Origin of the sequence: Pseudomonas sp. TH15, from assembly GCF_016651105.1 — a bacterium.
Classification (GTDB): Bacteria; Pseudomonadota; Gammaproteobacteria; order Pseudomonadales; family Pseudomonadaceae; genus Aquipseudomonas.
Window position 1 is genome coordinate 696,145 of record NZ_JAEKEL010000001.1, and the last position, 16,783, is coordinate 712,927.

Below are 16,783 nucleotides of genomic sequence, written 5' to 3' on the forward strand. Positions count from 1 at the left end.
CATCATGCGTCTCAAACTTGCTGTCGCTACCCTTGCCATGCTGTCCCTACCCGTTGGTTCAGCGATGGCCGACAGCTTTTGGCGTAACGTCATCTCGTCCGGTGCGACCACCGGTTCGACCTACCTGACCTTCAAGGATCACAAGCTGATCGTCGCGGCCCAGGACGATGCCGGCAGTTTCGTCGCCAGTGACGGCGGCATCCGCGGCCCTTACCTGGAAGCCGCCATGCAGAAAGTCCGCGCCGACAACCCGGGCCTCAAAGCCACGGACATGGAACTGGCGAATGCGATCCTGGCGAAGAACGCCGTCGCCTCGGACTAAGCGTTTACAGATGTAAAAATGCCGCTCACATGAGCGGCATTTTTTTGTTCGTAATTTCAAATCCACCACATAACCCTGTGGGAGCGAGCCTGCTCGCGAATGCGCTGGGTCAGATACATGTAGGCCTTCTGACACGATGCTTTCGCGAGCAAGCCCGCTCCCACATTGGATAGGTGTAAACCGGTAGATCAGCGGTAATCATCCACCGGCACGCACGCGCAAAACAGATTCCGGTCGCCATAAACGTTATCGACACGGTTCACCGCTGGCCAATACTTGTGCGCCTTGGTGTGCGCATCCGGCGTCACCGCTTGTTCGATGGTGTAAGGCCGCTCCCAGACCCCGGTGATATCAGCCAGGGTGTGCGGTGAGCGTTTCAACGGATTGTCCTCAGCGTCCCAATGACCGTTTTGCACTTCGGTGATTTCTGCGCGAATGCTCAGCATCGCCGCGATAAAGCGGTCCAGTTCAGCCTTCGATTCGCTCTCGGTCGGTTCGACCATCAACGTCCCCGGCACCGGAAAGGACATGGTCGGTGCGTGGAAGCCGTAATCCATCAGACGCTTGGCCACGTCCTCCTCACTAATCCCGGTCAGCGCCTTGAGCGGCCGCAGATCCAGAATGCATTCATGGGCCACCCGCTCGTTGCGCCCGGTGTAGAGCACCGGGAAAGCGCCGGACAAATGCTGCGCCAAGTAATTTGCGGCCAGAATCGCCACCTCGCTGGTATCCGCCAATTGCGGCCCCATCATGGCGATGTACATCCAACTGATCGGCAAAATACTCGCGCTGCCCCAAGGCGCGGCGCTGACTGCGCCGTTCTGCGGCTGCGGACCGTCGATCGGCACCACCGGGTGATTGGCCACAAACGGCGCCAGATGCGCGCGCACACCAATCGGCCCCATGCCCGGCCCGCCGCCACCGTGGGGAATGCAGAAGGTTTTGTGCAGGTTCATGTGGGACACATCGGCGCCAATATCAGCCGGTCGCGCCAGGCCGACCTGGGCATTAAGGTTGGCACCGTCCATGTAAACCTGGCCGCCATGGCTGTGGATAACTTCACAGATCTCGCTGATGCCTTCCTCATAGACGCCGTGGGTCGAAGGATAAGTCGCCATCAGACAGGCGAGTTTGTCCCCCGCTGCTGACGCTTTGCCCTTCAGGTCGTCCAGATCGACGTTGCCCGCCTCGTCACACTCAACGATCACCACCCGCATCCCGGCCATTTGCGCCGAGGCCGGGTTGGTGCCGTGGGCCGAGGACGGGATCAAACAGATATCCCGGGCGCCTTGATGCCGACTCTCGTGATATTTGCGAATCGCCAGCAACCCCGCGTACTCACCCTGGGCGCCGGAGTTGGGCTGCATGCAGATCGCATCAAAACCGGTGATCGCGCAAAGCCAGCGCTCCAGCTCCTCGATCAACAGCGCATAACCCGCCGCCTGCTCCTTGGGCACAAACGGGTGCAGGTTGGCGAATTGCGGCCAGGTGATGGGGATCATCTCGCTGGTGGCATTGAGTTTCATGGTGCAGGAGCCGAGCGGGATCATCGACTGGTTCAGCGCCAGGTCCTTGTTCTCCAACTGCTTGAGGTAGCGCAGCATCTCGGTTTCGCTGTGATGGGCGCTGAACACCGGGTGACGCAGATAAGGCGTGGTGCGCAACAATCCGTCAGGAATGCCGCAGACCAGGGTTTCAGCGTCGAGTTCGTCGACGTTAAGCCCATGATCGGCACCGAGGAATACATCGAACAGCTTCGCGACAGTGGACTCATCGCACGTTTCATCAAGACTCAGGCCCAGTTGCCCGCGTCCGAGAATACGCAAATTGATCTGCGCCGCTTGGGCGCTTTCGATGATCGCGGTTTGCGTTCCGCCGACCTCCAGGGTCAGGGTGTCGAAAAACTGTTTGTTGAGGCGGGTAATGCCATGACGCTCAAGGCCCGCGGCGAGGATACAAGTCAGCCGATGCACGCGTTGAGCAATCCGTTTCAGCCCTTCCGGGCCATGGTAGACCGCGTAGAAACTGGCGATATTGGCCAGCAGCACCTGGGCGGTGCAGATGTTCGAGTTGGCCTTCTCCCGACGGATATGTTGCTCGCGGGTTTGCAGGGCCATGCGCAGGGCGACGTTGCCACGGGCATCTTTCGACACGCCGATGATCCGCCCTGGAATCGCCCGTTTGTACTCATCACGGCTGGCAAAAAACGCTGCATGCGGACCGCCGTAGCCCATCGGTACGCCGAACCGCTGGGACGAACCAAATACCACATCGGCGCCCAGCTCTCCCGGCGGGGTCAGCATTAACAAACTCAGGAGGTCAGTCGCCACACAGGCCAGCGCCTGCTGGGCATGCAAGTGATCGATCAGTGGCCGCAGATCACGAATCTCGCCGTGAGTGTCGGGATACTGCAGCAACGCACCAAAAACCTGGTGCTGCTTCAGGTTATCCACAGCGTCGATGATCAACTCGAAACCGAAACCTTCGGCCCGGGTCCGGACCACGGAAATGGTCTGCGGATGGCAGTTCTCGTCGACGAAAAACAGATTGCTCTTGGACTTGGCGACCCGCTTGGCCAACGCCATGGCTTCAGCGGCAGCCGTGGCTTCATCCAGCAACGAGGCGTTAGCCAGCTCCAGGCCCGTAAGGTCGATGGTCAATTGCTGGAAGTTGAGCAGCGCTTCGAGCCGCCCCTGGGCAATCTCGGGCTGATAAGGCGTGTAAGCGGTGTACCAACCGGGATTTTCCAGCACGTTACGCAGGATGACGGTCGGCGTAAGGGTGCCGTGGTAACCCATGCCGATCAGGCTGGTCCAGACCTGGTTCTGTTCGGCATAACCGCGCAGCTTGGCCAGCGCCGCTTCTTCGTCGAGGGCTGGCGGCAAGTCCAGTTCACGGTTGAGGCGAATGCCTGGCGGCACGGTTTGCTCGATCAGTTCGACCCGGCTGCCGAGGCCGAGGCTGTCGAGCATCGCCTGCTGTTCGGCGGCATCGGGGCCCAAGTGGCGACGCAGGAAAGTATTGGGGTCGCGTAACTGGCTCAAGGACGGCAATTGGGACATGACGGGCTCTCTCTTGACTGGCGCTCAGCGTCGATGCAACACGGTCAAACCAGCATAGCAGTCGATACCCGAGCAGATGGCGTGGCGCCTTCGCTCAAACCGGATCATCATGTGCGGCGCATGCCTAATGTCCGCCAATCAGGTGTCTACTGTTTATGAGCCAACTGCCATTTTTGCCGTTTTCCAAACCCACCATCGACGAAGCCACGATTGCGGCGGTCGGTGATGTATTGCGTTCGGGCTGGATCACCAGCGGCCCCAAGGTCCAGGCCTTTGAAGCGCAACTGTCGGAGTTCTTTGGCGGGCGCCCGGTGCGCACGTTCAACTCCGGTACCTGCACCATGGAAATCGCTTTGCGCATCGCCGGCATCGGGCCAGGCGATGAAGTGATCACCACGCCGATTTCCTGGGTCGCCACCGCCAACGTGATTCTGGAAGTGGGCGCCACGCCGGTGTTTGCCGACATCGACCCGATCACCCGCAATATCGATCTGGATCAGTTGGAAGCCGCGATCACCCCGCGCACCAAAGCAATCATTCCGGTGTACCTCGCCGGTTTGCCGGTAGACATGAGCCGGCTGTATGCGATTGCCAAAAAACATGGCCTGCGGATAGTCGAAGACGCCGCTCAAGCCCTGGGTTCGAGCTGGAATGGCCAACGCATCGGCGCGACAGGCGACTTCGTGTCGTTCAGTTTCCAGGCGAACAAGAACGTCACCTCGTCGGAGGGCGGTTGCCTGGTACTGAACACGCCTGAGGAAGTGCGACTGGCGGAGAAGTACCGTTTGCAGGGCGTCACCCGCACGGGTTTTGATGGTCTGGACGTGGATGTGCTGGGCGGCAAGTTCAACATGACCGATGTTGCGGCGGCCATTGGCCTGGGGCAATTTGCTCATATCGAGGCGATCACTGCTCATCGTCGTGAGCTGGCCAAGCATTATTTCGCCTGTTTCGGCGCGGATTTCGAAGCGCAGTACGGGGCGCAACTGCCGCCGGCGGATTTCGAGAACAGCAACTGGCATTTGTTCCAACTGGTGCTGCCTGAGCGCAAGGACGGCCAACCGGCACGGGCCACGTTCATGGAGCAGATGCAGGCACTGGGCGTCGGCATCGGTTATCACTACCCGCCGATTCACTTGCTGAGTCTTTACCGCGAGCGCGGTTTCAAGGAAGGGATGTTCCCGGTGGCAGAACGCGTCGGCCGTTTGATCGTTTCGCTGCCGATGTTTACGGCGATGAGCAAAGCGGATGTCGAGCAGTCCGTGGCAGCGGTAAAAGCTGTATTGAAGCCGTAAACCAACCTGTGTAGGAGCTGCCGAAGGCGGCCCGAGCCTTCGGTAGCTCCTACATTGGGCGAGGATTACTCGCCGATGGCGGCTTTGTAGCCAGCTGCATCAAGCAGCTTTTCCAGGTCAGCCGTGTTGCTTGGCTTGAGTTTGAAGATCCAGGCGTTGTACGGCTCGGAGTTGAGCAATTCCGGGTTGGCGCTCAGCTCTTCGTTGACCGCAATCACTTCACCGGCAATCGGGGAGTAGATGTCGGAAGCCGCTTTAACCGACTCCACCACACCTGCCTGATCTTCGGCAGCAAACACATTGCCGACTTCAGTCAACTCAACGAACACCACGTCGCCCAAGGCTTCCTGTGCGTGATCGCTGATGCCCACGGTGACGGTGCCATCGGCTTCCAGACGGGCCCATTCGTGACTTTCGGCGAAACGCAGGTCGGCAGGGATATCGCTCATGTTCTGTGTCCTCAAGAAGAATGTCAGCGGTCGTTGCCCGCCGGAAAAGTTTAAATCAAGGTTTTGCCGTGGCGTACGAAGGTCGGTTTGACCACTCGGACCGGGTACCACTTGCCACGGATTTCCACTTCTGCGCGGTCGGCTGTCGCCATCGGCACGCGCGCCAGTGCAATCGACTTGCTTAGCGTAGGAGAGAAACTACCACTGGTGATCTCCCCTTCGCCAACATTGGCGATACGGACGACTTGATGAGCGCGTAAAACCCCACGCTCCTCAAGCACCAGACCGACCAGTTTGTGCTGTACGCCGTTGGCCCTTTCGGCTTCCAGGGCCGCACGACCAATGAACTGGCGAGTGGCCGGCTCCCAGGCAATGCTCCCGGCCATATTAGAGGCCAGCGGTGAGACGTCTTGATGAATGTCCTGACCGTAGAGGTTCATCCCGGCCTCAACACGCAAGGTGTCCCGGGCGCCAAGACCGATAGGAGAGATGCCGGCGCCGACCAGGTCATTGAAGAAACCTGGCGCCTGATCCGCTGGCAGAACGATTTCCAGCCCGTCTTCGCCGGTGTAACCGGTGCGCGCGATAAACCAGTCGCCATCAGGCTGACCTTCGAAGGGTTTGAGGATCTGGATCAGGTTTCCGCGGGACTGGGTGACCAGTTCGGCAATCTTGTGCCGGGCCTGCGGACCTTGAATAGCCAGCATCGCCATCTCGGAACGCTCATGGATCTGGACTTTGAAGCCGCCGAGATGCGCCTGCATCCAGGCCAGGTCCTGATCGCGGGTGGAGGCGTTGACCACCAGCCGATAGCCGTCGTCGAGACGGTAGACGAGCATGTCGTCGACGATACCGCCGTGCTCGTTGAGCATGGTGCTGTACAGGGCACGGCCGGAGCTGTGCAGGCGTCCGACGTCATTGGCCAGCAAATGCTGGAGCCAGGCCTTGGCCTGGGGGCCGTCGACATCGATCACGGTCATGTGGGATACATCGAAAACCCCGCAATCGCGGCGCACCTGGTGGTGTTCCTCGACCTGCGAGCCGTAATGCAGTGGCATATCCCAACCGCCAAAATCGACCATCTTCGCGCCGAGGGCGAGATGAAGGTCATACAGAGGCGTACGCTGTCCCATGGGTTTCTCCTTCCGGGCGTGGCGAAGGTGCGGACAAGCACTGCACGGGTGAAAGCCTTGAAATAGAAGGCCTACAGCCGATTTCAGCTACCTGATCTGTCAGACGGACCGCACCGAATGCCGCGCATTGTAGCCGCAAGGTGTAGGACTGGCACCTAGGCGTTTCGATGCGCCGAACGTCGAATCAATCCGATAACCGGTAACAGCCCGACCAAAACCAGGGTCAGCGCCGGCAACGACGCCCTCGCCCACTCTCCTTCGCTGGTCATTTCGAAGATCCGCACCGCCAGCGTGTCCCAGCCAAACGGGCGCATCAGCAGGGTGGCGGGCATTTCCTTAAGCACATCGACGAACACCAGCAACGCGGCGCTCAAGGTACCGGGCAGTAAAAGCGGCAGATACACTTTGAAAAACAGTCGTGGCCCACTCACTCCAAGACTACGTGCCGCTTCGGGCAAAGAAGGCCGTATTCGCGCCAGACTGCTTTCCAATGGGCCGTAAGCCACTGCGATGAAACGCACCAGATAGGCCAGCAACAACGCCGACAGGCTGCCCAGCAGTAACGGCTTGCCCGCGCCGCCAAACCAGCCCGACAGCGGAATCACCAGTTCGCGATCCAGATAACTGAACGCCAGCATGATCGACACCGCCAGCACCGAACCAGGCAAGGCGTAGCCAAGGTTGGCCAGGCTGACGCCGGAACGGATCGCCCGGGTCGGCGCCAGTCGTCGGGCAAACGCCAGCAGCAGCGCAACACTGACGGTGATCAACGCAGCCATGCCGCCCAGGTACAGGGTGTGGACGATCAGCCCGGCGTAACGCTCATCCAGGTCGAAGCGCCCGCGCTGCCAGAACCACACCATCAGTTGCAGCATCGGAATGACAAAGGCGCAGGCGAACACCAGCCCGCACCAACTCATCGCCGCCAACGCCTTGATGCCATGCAGGTGATACAACGCCTTGACCCGTGGCCGCTCGTTGCTCGCCCGATTCGCCCCCCGGGCACGGCGCTCGCCGTACAGCACGACCATCACCACCAGCAGCAACAGGCTGGCCAGTTGCGCGGCGGTCGACAGGCTGAAAAAGCCGTACCAGGTCTTGTAGATGGCGGTGGTGAACGTGTCGAAGTTGAACACCGACACTGCGCCGAAATCCGCCAGGGTTTCCATCAGCGCCAACGCCACGCCAGCGCCGATGGCCGGGCGCGCCATCGGCAATGCCACCCGCCAGAACGCTTGCCATGGCGATTGCCCGAGAACCCGAGCGGCCTCCATCAGGCCTTTGCCCTGGGCCAGAAACGCGGTGCGCGCCAAGAGGTAAACGTAGGGGTAGAACACCAGCACCAGAACGAGGATGACACCGCCGGTGGAACGCACTCGCGGCAATCGTAGCCCCGCGCCAAACCACTCCCGTAGCAAGGTTTGCACGGGACCGGCGAAGTCCAACAGGCCGACAAAGACGAACGCCAACACATAGGCAGGTATCGCAAAGGGCAGCATCAATGCCCAGTCCAGCCAGCGCCGGCCGGGGAATTCGCAGAGGCTGGTGAGCCAGGCCAGGCTCACACCCAACAGCGTCACCCCGATACCGACGCCGAGCACCAGCGTCAGGGTATTGCCCAGCAGGCGTGGCATCTGGGTGTCCCAGAGGTGGGACCAGATCTGTTGATCGATGGTTTGCCAGGAGAAAAGCAGAACGCTCAGGGGCAGCAGGACCAACGCAGCGATGACGAAGACGATGGGGTACCAGCGGCGTTGGGCGGGGTGGGCCACTTTTAGAACTCTGGAGGGATGTAGGTGTTCTTGATTTTTTTGTTTCAGGTCAGGATTGCTGCCCTCACCCTAACCCTCTCCCGGAGGGAGAGGGGACTGACCGTGATGATCTTTCGAGTTACGCCGACCTGATAAATCGAGCCGAACTCAGGTCTCGAAAGCAACCCAAATCGGCTCCCTCTCCCTCGGGGCGGTCCGACGTTTCGGGAGGGCTGGGGTGAGGGCAGCGGTCATGGCAAACAATGGTTTCAGGAAGGACTCAGTTCCAGCCCGCCCGATCCATCATGCGAATCGCTTCAGCCTGGCGCTTGCCGGCAATTTCCACCGGCAACGTATCGGCGACAAACTTGCCCCAGCTCGCCACTTCCGCAGAAGGCGCAACCGCAGGGTTGGCCGGGAATTCCTGGTTTACGTCAGCGAAAATCTTTTGCGCTTGCGGCGTGGTCATCCACTCCACCAAGGCCTTGGCTGCTTCCGGGTGCGGTGCATGCTTGGTCAGGCCAATGCCCGACAGGTTGACGTGCACGCCACGGTCGCCCTGATTCGGCCAGAACAGCTTCACCGCCAAATCAGGCTTCTGCTTGTGGAGGCGGCCGTAGTAGTAGGTGTTGACGATGCCAACGTCGCATTGACCGGCGTTGATCGCGTCCAGTACCGCGATGTCATCGGAGAACACGTCGGTGGACAGGTTGCTCACCCAGCCCTTGAGGATCTGCTCGGTTTTCTCGGCGCCATGGACTTCAATCATGGTGGCGGTCAGCGACTGGTTGTAGACCTTCTTCGCCGTGCGCAGGCACAGGCGACCTTCCCACTGCTTGTCCGCCAGCGCTTCGTAAGTCGTCAGCTCGCCCGGCTTCACTCGGGCAGTGGAATAAGCAATCGTCCGCGCCCGCAGGCTCAGGCCGGTCCAGGCGTGGGAGGACGCGCGGTACTGCAGCGGGATATTGGCGTCGATGGCTTTGGAGGTGAACGGCTGGAGGATGCCCATCTGCTCGGCCTGCCAGAGGTTACCGGCGTCGACGGTGAGCAGCAGGTCGGCGGTGGCGTTTTCGCCCTCGGCCTTGATGCGCTGCATCAACGGCGCTTCCTTGTCGGTGATGAACTTCACCTGCACACCGGTTTTCGCGGTGTAGGCATCGAAGACTGGCTTGATCAACTCGTCGATACGCGAGGAGTAAACCACCACCTCGTCGGCGGCCTGGGCGGCGGTGCTGCCGATCAGGGTCAGGGCCAGTGCGGTCAGTAGACGCTTCGGTGCCAACATGGGAGCGGTCTCTCGATTGAAAAAATGAGGCCAAATGATAAGGACTCACATTTACCTTCTCAATCGAACAGTTCGCGGGTGAGTTACCAGATGTTGCACAGGTTGAAAGATGCGGTGACTGGGCTGACGCCTTCGCGAGCAGGCTCGCTCCCACATTGGAATGCATGTCAATTGTGGGAGCGAGCCTGCTCGCGAAGAGGCCATCAGCCTCAATATTGATTTCAAGCCTTGGCGAGTGCCGGCAAATCCCCGGTCAGCCCCAACGCTTCACGCACAAACAACGCTTTGGCCTCAGGCATTTTCTCGACCATTTTCAACCCGGCATTACGCAACCAGCGCACTGGCAGCGGATCGGCCTGGAACAACCGTTCAAAGCCTTCCATCGCCGCCATCAACGCCAGGTTGTGGGGCATGCGCCGACGCTCGTAACGGCTGAGGACTTTCACATCCGCCAGGCGCTCGCCGCGTTCAGCCGCTTGCAGCAGCACTTCAGCCAGCACCGCCGCATCAAGGAAACCGAGGTTCACGCCCTGCCCGGCCAGCGGGTGAATGGTGTGCGCCGCGTCGCCGATCAGTGCCAAGCCTTCCGCGACATAGCGTTTGGCGTGGCGCTGACGCAGCGGCACGCACAGACGCGGATCGGCGCTGATTACCGTGCCCAAACGGCCCTCGAAGGCCCGCTCCAGTTCGCGGCAGAAGCCTTCGTCATCCAGCGCCATCAGGCGTTCGGCTTCGCTCGGCGTGGTCGACCAGACAATCGAGCACCAATCCTGCTGACCGTCACGTTCCAGCGGCAAGAAGGCCAGCGGACCGTTGTCGGTAAACCGCTGCCAAGCCGTCATTTGATGCGGTTTTGAGCTGCGCACGCTGGTGACGATGGCGTGGTGCAAGTAATCCCACTCGCGGGTGGCCACACCGGTCAGGCGTCGCACTGCTGAATTGGCGCCATCCGCCGCGATCACCAACGGCGCGCGCAAGGTGCGGCCATCAGCCAGGGTCAACAACCAGTCATCACCGGAGCGGCGCATCTGCTCAAGGCGCGCATTGGCCAGCATTCCGAGGTCGCAATCGTGCAAGCGGTCGAGCAAGGCGTCCTGAACCACCCGGTTCTCGACGATATGCCCCAGCACGTCGGCGTGCACACTGGCCGCCGAGAAGTGGATTTGTCCGGTGCCGCTGCCGTCCCAGACCTGCATGTCGGTGTACGGGCTGCTGCGTCGGCTGGCGATACCGTCCCAGACGCCGAGGCGTTCGAGGATGCGCTGACTGGCGGTCGACAAGGCGCTCACTCGCGGCTCGAACGGCGCGTCGCCGTCGAAAGGTTTGACGCTCATGGGGCTGCCGTCCAGCAGCAGGACTTCCAGCCCACTGTCTTGCAACGCCAGCGCCAGGGCGCTGCCGACCATTCCGGCCCCGACAATCAGCAGATCTGCGCGCATGTCCATGCTTTAAGCCTGTCTCGCTTGCGGCTTGAGCCGCACGTAAAGGGTTTTTTCGACCCGCGCCACCAAGGTGCCGGCGCCGTCGTGAATATCGACCTGCAACTGCGGCAGGTATTTCTCGCCATCGGCGGTTTGCCGGCGGATTTCGTCGAGCAAGGTTTCGTCGATGTTGAAGCGAGCGAACACCGGGCCTCTGCCCGGCGAAATGAAATCGATGTCGGCCGCCTTGTCCCAGACGATGTACCGATGCCCGAGGTTTTCCATCAGCATCAGCATGTAGAACGGGTCAACCATCGCATACAGGCTGCCACCGAACTGGGTGCCAACGTAATTGCGGTTGTACCAGCCCAGCCCCATGGACACCTGAATGTCGCGGAAATCATCGCTGATATGCCGAACCCGCACCCCGGCGCCGAAGTACGGCGGGTAAAACGTCATGACCCAGCGCATCAACCGCGCCTTGCCGAATTTTGCGGTCAGCCACTTAAGCATCAGGACGCGTACCCAAACCCATGGCCTGGCGGGCGAACCAGCGCTTGGCCGGCGGCAACAGGTCAAGGCCGAGCAGGCCGATGTTGCGGCCCAGGGAGACCAGCGGCTGGGTGCTGCCGAACAACCGGGTGACCTGATCGGAGAAGCCGACGGTGAGGTTCTGATCCATACGCTGGCGTTCGCGATAGGCCTGCAGCGTCGCAAAGTCGCCAGGCGAAGTCTCGCTGGCCAGCAACGCGTCGGCCAGGGCCTGGGCATCGCGCAAGGACAGGTTGAAGCCTTGGCCGGCAATCGGGTGCAGGCTGTGGGCGGCGTTGCCGAGAATCGCCAGATGCGGACGCACCTGCTCTTCGGCCTCGATCAAGGTCAGCGGGTACAAATGCCGCGCGCCGACCTGCTTCAAGGTGCCGAGGCGATAACCGAACACGCCTTGCAACTCACTGAGGAAGCTCTTTTCATCAAGGGCCGCCAGCCGTTGCGCGTCCATGCCCAAACGGGTCCAGACCAAAGCGCAACGGTTGTCCGGCAGCGGCAATAACGCCATCGGGCCTTCGTCGGTGAAACGCTCGAACGCCATGCCGTTGTGGGATTCGCTCGGGGTGATGTTGGCGATCAGCGCGCTCTGGTTGTACGGACGCTTCTTGATGCCGATCCCCAGTTGCTCGCGCAGACCGGAACGGCCGCCATCAGCGAGCACCGCGAGGTCGCATTCCAGAGTGGTTTCGTCATTGAGGGTCAGGCGATAACCGTCGGTCAACGGTTCCATGCGGGTGACTTCCGCCGGGCAGCGCCAACTGACGACTTCTTTGTCCAGACCTTGCCACAAGCATTGGCCGAGCCAGGCGTTTTCCACCACATAACCCAGCGCCGGAACACCCTCTTCCATCGCCGACAGCCGTGCCGTGGAGAAACGTCCACGGTCAGACACATGAATCTGCTTGATCGGCTCGGCCCGGCGGGTGATTTCCTGCCACACGCCCAGCCGTTGATAAATCTGCCGAGCGCCATAGGACAGCGCCGAAGATCGGGCGTCGTAGCTCGGTTGGTAGGTGTCACCGGGGGCGAACGGTTCGATCAACACGATCTTCCAGCCACGGGCCTTGGCCCCGGCCTGCAACGCCAACGCCAGACTTGCGCCGACCAGGCCGCCGCCGATGATTGCCAGATTGACTCGACTCATGCCGCTTGTGTCCGTGCTTGTGCCATCAAGGCCTCGATGTCGGCGACCGTTTTCGGCACGCCTTTCGTCAGGATTTCACAACCGGTTTTGGTCACTACCACGTCGTCCTCGATGCGCACGCCAATGCCACGCCATTTCTTCGCCACGTTCTGGTTGTCCGGGGAAATGTAGATCCCCGGCTCAACGGTCAGCGCCATGCCGACTTCCAGCACACGCCATTCGCCGCCGACCTTGTACTCGCCGACGTCATGCACATCCATGCCCAGCCAGTGGCCGGCGCGGTGCATGTAAAACGCTTTATAGGCTTCGCTGGCGATCAGTTCGTCGACGTCCCCCTTCAACAGGCCCAACTTCACCAGACCGGCGGTAATCACCCGGACCGTGGCTTCGTGGGCCTGATTCCAGTGTTTGTTCGGGGCGATTTCGGCAAACGCGGCTTCCTGAGACGCCAACACCAATTCGTAGATCGCCTTCTGCTCCGCTGAATACTTGCCGCTGACCGGCCAGGTGCGGGTGATGTCGCTGGCGTAGCAGTCGATCTCGCATCCGGCATCGATCAACACCAGGTCGCCGTCCTTGAGGACCGCGTCATTCTGCTGGTAATGCAGGATGCAGCTGTTGCGCCCTGACGCGACGATCGAGCCATACGCCGGCATCTTCGCCCCGCCCTTGCGGAATTCGTAATCGAGCTCGGCTTCGAGGCTGAATTCATGCAGCCCGGCACGGCTGGCCTGCATGGCGCGGATATGCGCCTGGGCAGAAATCCGTGCGGCTTCGCGCATCACCTTCACTTCTGCCGCGGATTTATACAGGCGCATGTCGTGAAGCAGATGATCCAGGGCAACGAATTCGTTCGGCGGCTGGGCGCCGAGGTGCGCTTTAGAGCGGATCACGTTGATCCAGTCCATCAGGTGCCGATCAAATTCGGGGTTGCTGCCCATGGCCGAGTAGACCCGGTCGCGACCTTCGATCAGGCCCGGCAAGATGTCGTCGATGTCGGTGATCGGGAATGCATCGTCGGCGCCGAAGTCGCGGATCGCGCCTTCCTGGCCGGCGCGCAGGCCGTCCCACAATTCTCGTTCGGCGTTGCGCTCCCGGCAAAACAGCAGGTATTCGCCGTGCTCCCGGCCGGGCATCAGGACGATGACGGCTTGAGGCTCGGGGAAACCGCTGAGGTACTGGAAGTCGCTGTCCTGACGGTAGACGTGCTCGACGTCGCGGTTGCGAATGGCCACCGCGGCGGCGGGCAGAATCGCGATGCTGTTGGGTTCCATCTGCGCCATCAAGGCCTTGCGGCGACGGCTGTATTCCGATTTCGGGATATGGATCATGGGCAGATGGCTTTCCCTGGCAGGCGATTAGTGCAACGACGGTTTAGCAGCGGCTTCGTCGGTTTTCTTGGTTTCCGTGAACAGCAACAATGGAGCAACGCGCAGGTACTCCATCACTTCCATGTAATCGCTTTCGCCGTCGTCAGACTCTTCCAGAGCATCTTGCACCTGGGCGATGGCGGCCAGATCCTGCAGCACTTCGGTGGCTTCGGTGGTCAGGGCATATTCACGACGGGTCAGACCGAAGCCGGTCAGGAAACCCTGGCACCATTGGCCCAGCGCGGCGGCGCGGTCGGCCAGCGGTGCGTCGTCGGTTGGCAGCAGCAGAACGACGGTCATGTCGTCGCCGGTCAATTCGCCCTTGACCATCTCTTGCAGGCCGATCAGGGCGTTGCGAACGTTGTCTTGTGGCTCGCCTTCGAGCAGCTCGGCGGCATCGGCCAGCCAGCTGTCGGCTTCGAAGCCGGCACCCGCGCAACTGCGGCCGAGCAACAGGCCATGCAGTTCGGCAGGCGAGACGGAATGGCCGCTGGTGTTCAGCAGGGTGGCGAAGGCTTGGTACGGGGAATTCTGAATGGGCATGGGCAGCTAGGCGCCAGACGGCGCTATGTCTAGAATGAAGGCCTTGTATCCTACATCGACAGACTCGCCAAGACTATTAAAGGCTGTCCACCAGCCTGGGGCTGTAAGAAACTAAGCGCGCTCGACGCGTCGGCAGTTTCCTACAGAGCCTGCCACCCATCAGACACATATTCAGTGGACACAATGGAAGACACCGATCTGCAAGCGCTGATGGCCAGACTCGAGCTACTAATTAGCCGGGTCGAGCAACTAAAGAGTCAAAACGGACTCCTATTAGCTCAGGAAAAGACCTGGCGCGAGGAACGCGCGCACCTCATTGAAAAAAACGAAATCGCCCGGCGTAAGGTCGAATCGATGATTTCGCGCCTCAAGGCCCTGGAGCAAGACTCATGAGTTCAAGCAATAGCGTTACCGTGCAGATCCTCGACAAAGAATATTCGATCATCTGCCCCCAGGAAGAGCGCAGCAACCTGGTGAGTGCCGCCCGTTACCTGGACGGCAAGATGCGCGAAATCCGCAGCAGCGGCAAAGTCATCGGCGCCGACCGCATCGCCGTGATGGCCGCGCTGAACATCACCCACGACCTGCTGCACAAGGAAGAACGCCCGGACGTACAGGCCAGCGGTTCGACCCGAGAGCAGGTTCGCGACCTGCTCGACCGCGTCGATCTGGTGCTGGCAACTGATCCGGACGTCACCAAGGGCTGATTCGTGGGATCGCTTGGGGTATACTCGCGTCACTCCCTGGGGTGCTTGCCAGTTGACGATGTCCCTGAGCCGATTCGCACTACCCTGGAAGTTGCACGTTGGGCTGGTGTGCATGTCCGCTAGACGGAAAGCCTTAAAGCCTACTGCTTCTTCCACCTTGAACTTTCGGGTTCAAGGGCTAAGTCAGCAGCGGTTCATCCGGGGAGCCTGATTCCAGTCCGATGCCGGTTTAAATACCGGCATCGGCTTTTTTACGAGTACGCTTTGTGTACTCGCACTGCCGAAGCCCGAATCCATGACCGAACCTGCGCTGCTTCCCCGCCCGCAACTTCGACGCATGCTGCGCAAGGCCCGCCGCGCACTGACACCCAGTCAGCAGCGCCAGGCCGCTCGCGGGCTATACAAGCAATTGGCCCAGCAGCCGCTGTTTCGCCGCGCCAGACACATCTCTCTCTATTTACCCACCGACGGTGAAATCGACCCGCGTCTACTGCTGCGTGCTGCACAACGCCGGGGCAAAGCCACCTACCTGCCGGTGCTCAGCGCGTGGCCGCGAACCAAAATGGTCTTCCAGCGCATTCGCCCGGGCGAAAAGCTCAAGCCCAACCGTTTCCGCATTCTCGAACCGCAAGCCAACCTCGGCCGGCAACGCAAGGTCTGGGCGTTGGACCTGGTGTTGCTGCCATTGGTCGGGTTTGACGATGTCGGCGGGCGTTTGGGAATGGGCGGTGGGTTCTATGACCGCAGCCTGGCGTACCTGGCGCGCCGCAAAACCTGGCGCAAACCGACGCTGCTGGGGCTGGCCCATGAATGTCAGAAGGTCGAACGATTGGCTCAAGCGAGCTGGGATGTGCCGTTGCAAGGAACGGTGACCGACAAGGCGTGGTATTTCGCAAGCTAGACGCCACCACGATCAGCGGCGTCCGGAAGACAGGTTCAGCGCTTGAAGGCCGACGGCTGCAGTTGGTGGTGTTGTTGCTGTTGCGCGATTTCGATCGGCGCGTCGGTCTTGTTGTTCCACAGGCTTTGGGCATAGCCGGTGGTCACGACGCCGAGGCCAAACAAAATAACCAAAATCCATAGTAAATCCGGTTTGCGTTTCATCGATTGCCCCCCAAAGGCACATCAACACGATGACAGCAGCGGTTTCCGTTGTAGGCCGTGCAGCAGCGTCAAGCTAAGAAGGCCGGCATTTTGCGGCAACGTGAACCGACACGCAAACGCTGGCGTCAACCGACTGTCGGTTTGTCATAAAATCGCCCGACAACTTGCCCAATCACTTCGCAAGGAGCAAAACCCATGGCCTATTGGCTGATGAAATCCGAGCCCGACGAACTCTCGATCAAAGATTTGGCAAAGCTCGGCAAAGCGCGCTGGGACGGGGTTCGCAACTATCAGGCACGCAATTTCCTGCGGGCGATGGCGGTGGGCGATGAGTTTTTCTTCTATCACTCCAGCTGCCCGGTGCCCGGAATTGCCGGGACTGGCAAGATTATCGAAGCGGCCTACCCCGACCCGACGGCGCTGGAGCCTGAGAGCCATTACTTCGACCCGAAGGCCACCCCGGAGAAAAACGCCTGGAGCGCCATCGATGTGGCCCACGTCGAAACGTTCGCCAACGTCCTGAAGCTCGATTACCTGAAACAGCAAACGGCGCTGGCCGAAATGCCGCTGGTGCAGAAAGGCTCGCGCCTGTCGGTGATGCCAGTCACCGCCGAACAATGGGCTGCGGTTATCGCCCTGAAACCCTGA

17 protein-coding genes and 1 other RNA gene are annotated in these 16,783 nt (G+C 60.7%); 7 read left to right on the top strand and 11 right to left on the bottom strand.

The window, feature by feature from the left end; translation table 11 throughout:
* Nucleotide 1 precedes the first annotated feature (1 nt).
* A complete protein-coding gene (locus JFT87_RS03230; RefSeq protein WP_201190679.1) occupies nt 2-322 on the top strand; it encodes a DUF2388 domain-containing protein in 321 nt (106 codons plus the stop codon).
* Between the two features lie 188 nt (nt 323-510).
* On the opposite strand, the gene gcvP is transcribed toward JFT87_RS03230, so the two are convergent.
* A complete protein-coding gene (gcvP, locus tag JFT87_RS03235; protein WP_201198734.1) occupies nt 511-3,384 on the bottom strand; it encodes an aminomethyl-transferring glycine dehydrogenase in 2,874 nt (957 codons plus the stop codon).
* Between the two features lie 155 nt (nt 3,385-3,539).
* Here gcvP and JFT87_RS03240 point away from each other — a divergent pair, with 155 nt between their 5' ends.
* Entirely contained in the window at nt 3,540-4,679 is a 1,140-nt protein-coding gene (locus JFT87_RS03240) for a DegT/DnrJ/EryC1/StrS family aminotransferase (protein WP_201198735.1), read from the top strand.
* Nucleotides 4,680-4,744: 65 nt separating this feature from the next.
* Here JFT87_RS03240 and gcvH read toward each other — a convergent pair whose 3' ends face one another.
* The 9 genes from gcvH to JFT87_RS03285 form a co-directional block, all read right to left on the bottom strand.
* A complete protein-coding gene (gene gcvH, locus JFT87_RS03245; protein WP_201198737.1) occupies nt 4,745-5,128 on the bottom strand; it encodes a glycine cleavage system protein GcvH in 384 nt (127 codons plus the stop codon).
* 50 nt (nt 5,129-5,178) lie between these two features.
* On the bottom strand, nt 5,179-6,261 hold the full coding sequence (gcvT, locus tag JFT87_RS03250; protein ID WP_201198739.1) for a glycine cleavage system aminomethyltransferase GcvT: 1,083 nt from the start codon (nt 6,259-6,261) through the stop codon (nt 5,179-5,181).
* A gap of 155 nt (nt 6,262-6,416) precedes the next feature.
* A complete protein-coding gene (locus tag JFT87_RS03255; protein WP_201198741.1) occupies nt 6,417-8,033 on the bottom strand; it encodes an ABC transporter permease subunit in 1,617 nt (538 codons plus the stop codon).
* Between the two features lie 259 nt (nt 8,034-8,292).
* Entirely contained in the window at nt 8,293-9,297 is a 1,005-nt protein-coding gene (locus JFT87_RS03260) for an extracellular solute-binding protein (protein WP_201198744.1), read from the bottom strand.
* A gap of 221 nt (nt 9,298-9,518) precedes the next feature.
* On the bottom strand, nt 9,519-10,736 hold the full coding sequence (locus JFT87_RS03265) for a 2-octaprenyl-3-methyl-6-methoxy-1,4-benzoquinol hydroxylase (protein WP_201205061.1): 1,218 nt from the start codon (nt 10,734-10,736) through the stop codon (nt 9,519-9,521).
* A gap of 9 nt (nt 10,737-10,745) precedes the next feature.
* Nucleotides 10,746-11,231, bottom strand: a complete 486-nt coding sequence (locus JFT87_RS03270) for a DUF4442 domain-containing protein (protein ID WP_201198747.1) — start codon at nt 11,229-11,231, stop codon at nt 10,746-10,748.
* Nucleotides 11,224-12,411 carry a 2-octaprenyl-6-methoxyphenyl hydroxylase gene (ubiH, locus tag JFT87_RS03275; RefSeq protein ID WP_201198749.1) on the bottom strand — a complete coding sequence of 396 codons (1,188 nt, stop codon included), beginning with the start codon at nt 12,409-12,411 and terminating at the stop codon, nt 11,224-11,226. Before ubiH ends, JFT87_RS03270 begins: the two co-directional genes overlap by 8 nt.
* Nucleotides 12,408-13,742, bottom strand: coding sequence for a Xaa-Pro aminopeptidase (gene pepP / locus JFT87_RS03280; RefSeq protein WP_201198751.1), 1,335 nt, complete (start codon nt 13,740-13,742; stop codon nt 12,408-12,410). The genes ubiH and pepP overlap by 4 nt, the downstream gene beginning before the upstream one ends.
* Before the next feature lie 27 nt (nt 13,743-13,769).
* On the bottom strand, nt 13,770-14,324 hold the full coding sequence (locus tag JFT87_RS03285; RefSeq protein WP_201198753.1) for a YecA/YgfB family protein: 555 nt from the start codon (nt 14,322-14,324) through the stop codon (nt 13,770-13,772).
* Between the two features lie 183 nt (nt 14,325-14,507).
* On the opposite strand from JFT87_RS03285, the gene JFT87_RS03290 reads away from it, so the two are divergent.
* From JFT87_RS03290 to JFT87_RS03305, 4 genes are all read left to right on the top strand, one after another.
* Nucleotides 14,508-14,717 (top strand): TIGR02449 family protein, encoded by a 210-nt coding sequence (locus JFT87_RS03290; RefSeq protein ID WP_007942437.1) that lies wholly within the window; start codon nt 14,508-14,510, stop codon nt 14,715-14,717.
* On the top strand, nt 14,714-15,031 hold the full coding sequence (locus tag JFT87_RS03295; protein WP_007942435.1) for a cell division protein ZapA: 318 nt from the start codon (nt 14,714-14,716) through the stop codon (nt 15,029-15,031). The genes JFT87_RS03290 and JFT87_RS03295 overlap by 4 nt, the downstream gene beginning before the upstream one ends.
* Before the next feature lie 30 nt (nt 15,032-15,061).
* Nucleotides 15,062-15,240, top strand: a non-coding RNA gene (gene ssrS, locus JFT87_RS03300) — 6S RNA.
* Nucleotides 15,241-15,326: 86 nt separating this feature from the next.
* The gene (locus JFT87_RS03305; RefSeq protein WP_201198755.1) at nt 15,327-15,932 is read left to right on the top strand and encodes a 5-formyltetrahydrofolate cyclo-ligase; all 606 of its coding nucleotides are present in this window, start codon (nt 15,327-15,329) and stop codon (nt 15,930-15,932) included.
* Between the two features lie 35 nt (nt 15,933-15,967).
* Here JFT87_RS03305 and JFT87_RS03310 read toward each other — a convergent pair whose 3' ends face one another.
* Nucleotides 15,968-16,135 (bottom strand): hypothetical protein, encoded by a 168-nt coding sequence (locus JFT87_RS03310; protein ID WP_201198757.1) that lies wholly within the window; start codon nt 16,133-16,135, stop codon nt 15,968-15,970.
* Between the two features lie 195 nt (nt 16,136-16,330).
* Between JFT87_RS03310 and JFT87_RS03315 the strand changes: the two genes are divergently transcribed.
* Entirely contained in the window at nt 16,331-16,783 is a 453-nt protein-coding gene (locus JFT87_RS03315) for an EVE domain-containing protein (protein WP_201198763.1), read from the top strand.